Annotated in this window: 2 protein-coding genes and 2 pseudogenes; all 4 read left to right on the top strand. The window is 66.4% G+C overall.

Going from position 1 to position 4,056, the window contains the following annotated elements:
- Positions 1-19: 19 nt before the first annotated feature.
- Positions 20-466, top strand: a pseudogene (locus ACLP9N_RS21205) (Crp/Fnr family transcriptional regulator); the annotation flags it as partial.
- Between the two features lie 304 nt (positions 467-770).
- Positions 771-989: pseudogene (locus tag ACLP9N_RS21200) on the top strand (hypothetical protein); the annotation flags it as partial.
- 87 nt (positions 990-1,076) lie between these two features.
- Complete coding sequence (locus ACLP9N_RS21195; RefSeq protein WP_442409265.1) at positions 1,077-2,705, top strand: acyl-CoA dehydrogenase family protein; 1,629 nt, start codon at positions 1,077-1,079, stop codon at positions 2,703-2,705.
- A 209-nt stretch (positions 2,706-2,914) separates the two neighbouring features.
- Entirely contained in the window at positions 2,915-3,811 is an 897-nt protein-coding gene (locus tag ACLP9N_RS21190) for a universal stress protein (protein WP_442409264.1), read from the top strand.
- Positions 3,812-4,056 lie beyond the last annotated feature (245 nt).

The raw sequence follows: 4,056 nt of genomic DNA, 5'->3' as shown, positions 1-4,056 counted from the left end.
GATCATGGGTCCGCCGTAGATGTTCGGTGAGCTCTCGTTCTTCGACGACGGCCCGCGCACCGCCAGCGCGACCACCCTCACCGAGCTGTGTGCGGTGTCTTTGGACCGCGACACGCTGCGCGGATGGATGGTCGATCGCCCCGAGGTCGCCGAACAGCTGCTACGGGTGCTGGCGCGCAGGCTGCGGCGCGCCAACAACAAAGTGACTGATCAGATCTTCATCGACGTCCCCGGACGGGTCGCCAAGCAACTGCTGCTGCTGGCACAACAGTTCGGCACCCGTGAAGGCGACGCGCTGCGAGTGGCCCACGACCTGACGCAAGAGGAGATCGCTCAGCTGGTTGGCTCGTCCCGGGAGGCGACGAACCAGGCGCTCGGCCACTTCGCCGACCGTGGCTGGATCCAGTCGGAAAGCCACAGCGTGCTGATCCTCGACGCCGAAAACCTCGCGCGCCGAGCGCGCTAACAGGCCCCGGCAGGCCACCATCGTGGTCACAGGCCGCAGCGGCGGACTCCCGAAGGCGCCCATGGACGTCGGCGGGCACTACAAATCGGCCCGAACTCTCAGCCTGCTTTCTCAACCGCACACCGAACACGCGTGTCCACGAGCGCCATCCCGCCCATCACCCCACCGCGGCGATCGAGGGGATCGACCACGTCGGCCTGGCCGCACGCGAAGTCCAGTTTGATCGCATTGGCCGCTTTCCGTCACGCAACAGCGCCCGTCGTTCCTATCGTGCGGACTGCGTCGCTGAATTATCTTGCGGGGCATGACGGTAGAGACACCGGGCGCGATCGGCGGGAGCGAGCCGTACTACGAGCTGGGCTCCTACCACCGGCCGATTGACACGCCGTCGCCGCAGGCCCAGCTGTGGTTCGACCGCGTGTTGATCTGGGCCTACGCGTTCAACCACGACGAGGCGATCCGCTGCTTTGACCACGCCCTTGATCTCGACCCTGGGCTGGCGATCGCGCGATGGGGTATCGCGTAAGAAGTTTCCCGAATTATCGCGATCGAGCCCGTAGAGGTATTACACAGTCTTGTGCAACTGTCGAAAAAATGTAACATTGGCGAGATGTCGGATACGCATGTCGTCGCCAATCAGGTTCCGCCGCTGGCGGACCACAACCCCGCGACCTCGCCTGTGCTCGTCGAAGCACTGATCCGCGAGGGCGGGCAGTGGGGCCTCGACGAGGTCACCGAACTCGGCGCGATCGCGGGCGGGGCACAGGCCCGGCGCTGGGGCGAGCTGGCCGACCGTAACCGCCCGATCCTGCACACACACGACCGTTACGGCCACCGCATTGACGAGATCGAATTCGACCCGGCCTACCACGAGCTGATGCGCACGGCGATCGCCCACGGCCTGCACGCCGCCCCGTGGGCCGACGACCGGCCGGGCGCCCACGTCGTGCGCGCGGCGAAGATGTTGGCCTGGACCCCTGAACCCGGTCACATGTGCCCGATTTCGGCGACCTACGCCGTCGTTCCCTCGCTGCGCCACAACGCCGACCTCGCCAAGATCTACGAACCATTGCTGACCAGCCGCCACTACGACCCCGAACTCAAGCTGGCTACCACCAAGGTCGGCATCACTGCGACCATGTCGATGACCGAGAAGCAGGGCGGCTCGGATGTGCGGGCCGGCACCACCCAGGCCACGCCCAACGCCGACGGCAGCTACACCCTGGTCGGGCACAAGTGGTTCACCTCGGCGACGATGTCTGACATCGTCCTGGTGCTGGCCCAGGCCCCGGGCGGGTTGTCCTGCTTCCTGCTGCCGCGGGTGCTGCCCGACGGCAGCCGCAACCGGATGTTCCTGCAGCGGCTGAAGAACAAACTCGGTAATCACGCCAACGCGTCCAGTGAGATCGAATACGACGGTGCCACAGTGTGGCTCGTGGGCGAGGAGGGACGCGGCGTGCCGACCATCATCGAGATGGTCAACCTCACCAGGCTCGACTGCACCCTGGCCAGCACCGCCAGCATGCACACCGGGCTGACTCGGGCCATTCATCACGCCCAGCATCGAAAAGCGTTCGGCGCCTACCTGATCGACCAGCCGCTGATGCGTAACGTGCTGGCCGATCTGGCCGTGGAAGCCGAAGCCGCCACCGTCGTGGCGATGCGGATGGCCGGGGCCACCGACGGCGTCGTCCGCGGCGACGAGCGGGAGATGCTACTGCGCCGGATCGGGCTGGCGGCCAGCAAGTACTGGGTGTGCAAGCGCGCCGTCGCGCACGCCGCCGAAGCCCTGGAATGCCTGGGTGGCAACGGCTACGTCGAGGATTCGGGCATGCCGAGGCTGTATCGCGAAGCCCCGCTGATGGGCATCTGGGAAGGGTCCGGCAATGTCAGCGCGCTGGACACCTTGCGCGCCATGGCAACTCGACCGGCATGCGTCGAGGTGCTCTTTGACGAACTGGCCACAACCGCGGGCCACGACGCGCGGCTGGATGCTCACGTCGCAGCGCTGCAAGCCGCGCTGGTGGACATGGACACCATCCAGTACCGCGCCCGCAAGATCGCTGAGGACATCAGCCTCGCACTGCAAGGCTCGCTGCTCGTGCGCCACGGCCACCCCGCGGTCGCCGAGGCGTTCCTGGCCACCCGCATGGGCGGGCAGTGGGGAGGGGCGTTCGGCACGCTGCCGACGGGACTGGATCTCGCTCCGATTCTCGAGCGCGCCATGGTCAAGGGCTGACCGCCATCGGCACTCGCCAAGCACTTGCGCGACGCCTCGCCTGCCGCGGTGGACGACAGGGCACTATGGCCATGCGTTCCGGGAACTAAGCCTCCTGGCTCAGCGGGCGGCCGAGCACCTAATCTGATGGGCGTAAAGCATCAGTCCCTCCGTCGCAGCTGTCGGAGCAGATGGCTGGGAAGTGGCTGATGATCGCAGGGGAGAGCGAAATGCCTGACGAGTCAGAACATCTCGGAATTGTGGTCGGCGTCGACGGCTCTGCCGCCTCGACCGCGGCGGTACGGTGGGCCGCCCGCAGGGCGGCAATGAGCAATACCGGGCTGACCCTGGTTCACGCCTGCCCGGCGGTGGTGCCCGGGTCATCGCTGATTGTCTGGACGGGGCCTACCCCGGCAGAAGTGTTGCGCGCGCAAGAAGAACAGGCAAAGCGCCTGCTCGACGACGCCGCCAAGACGGCCAAGGACACCGCCGGTCGCTTGCATATTCAGACGACGGCCATCGCTGGCGCGCCCGTACCCGGCCTCCTTGAGCTGTCCAACGATGCCCAGATTCTCGTGGTGGGCCGGCGCGGCCGGTCGTCGCTGGCGGACGTGCTGCTCGGCTCGGTCAGCACCGCGATGATCCACCACGCACGCTGCCCGGTGGCGGTCATCCACGACGAATTCCCTGCCGAGGCGGCGTCTATTGATGCGCCCGTGGTGGTGGGCATCGATGGATCGCCAGCATCGGAGCTTGCCACCGCGATCGCCTTCGATGAAGCCTCTTGGCGCGGTGTCGAGTTGGTGGCTTTACACACCTCATACGAGAGCGATCCCTTCGGCATTCACGAGCTGGAGTGGGCCTACATCGAGCCGAAAGCAAATGAAGCCCTTGCTGAGCGCCTCGCTGGCTGGCAGGAACGTTACCCCGATGTTCGTGTGCGCCGTGTGGTCGTAGTCGGCCGGCCCGCGCACCACCTCATCGAGCAGGCCAAAACCGCCCAGCTGGTCGTGGTGGGCAGCCACGGCGGTGAATTCACCGGGCTCCAGCTCGGTTCGGTCAGCTCCGCGGTGGTCCAGGCGACCCGCACACCGGTCATCGTCGCCCGCCCGGGCAATGCTGCCTGAATGACATCACCAATCACGGTGAAGCTGCGAGTCATGTGCGTCATCACCCGCCGGTCAGTGGCTGCGCGTCCTAACGTCGGCCGAATTCCGGGGCTACGGCGGTGACAGCGAAGATACCGATACCGGAGATAGGAATGCCGTTTTCACTGCGCGGCAAGACACTGCTCGACGCCACGCTGCTGGCGCTGAGTGCGGCCGCGCTGCCGCTGAGCTGGTTTCTACTCCGCAAATCCGGTCGTCGCCGG

The organism is Mycobacterium sp. (assembly GCF_052144515.1).
Lineage (GTDB): Bacteria > Actinomycetota > Actinomycetes > Mycobacteriales > Mycobacteriaceae > Mycobacterium.
This window is presented reverse-complemented; position numbering and strand designations above follow the sequence as displayed.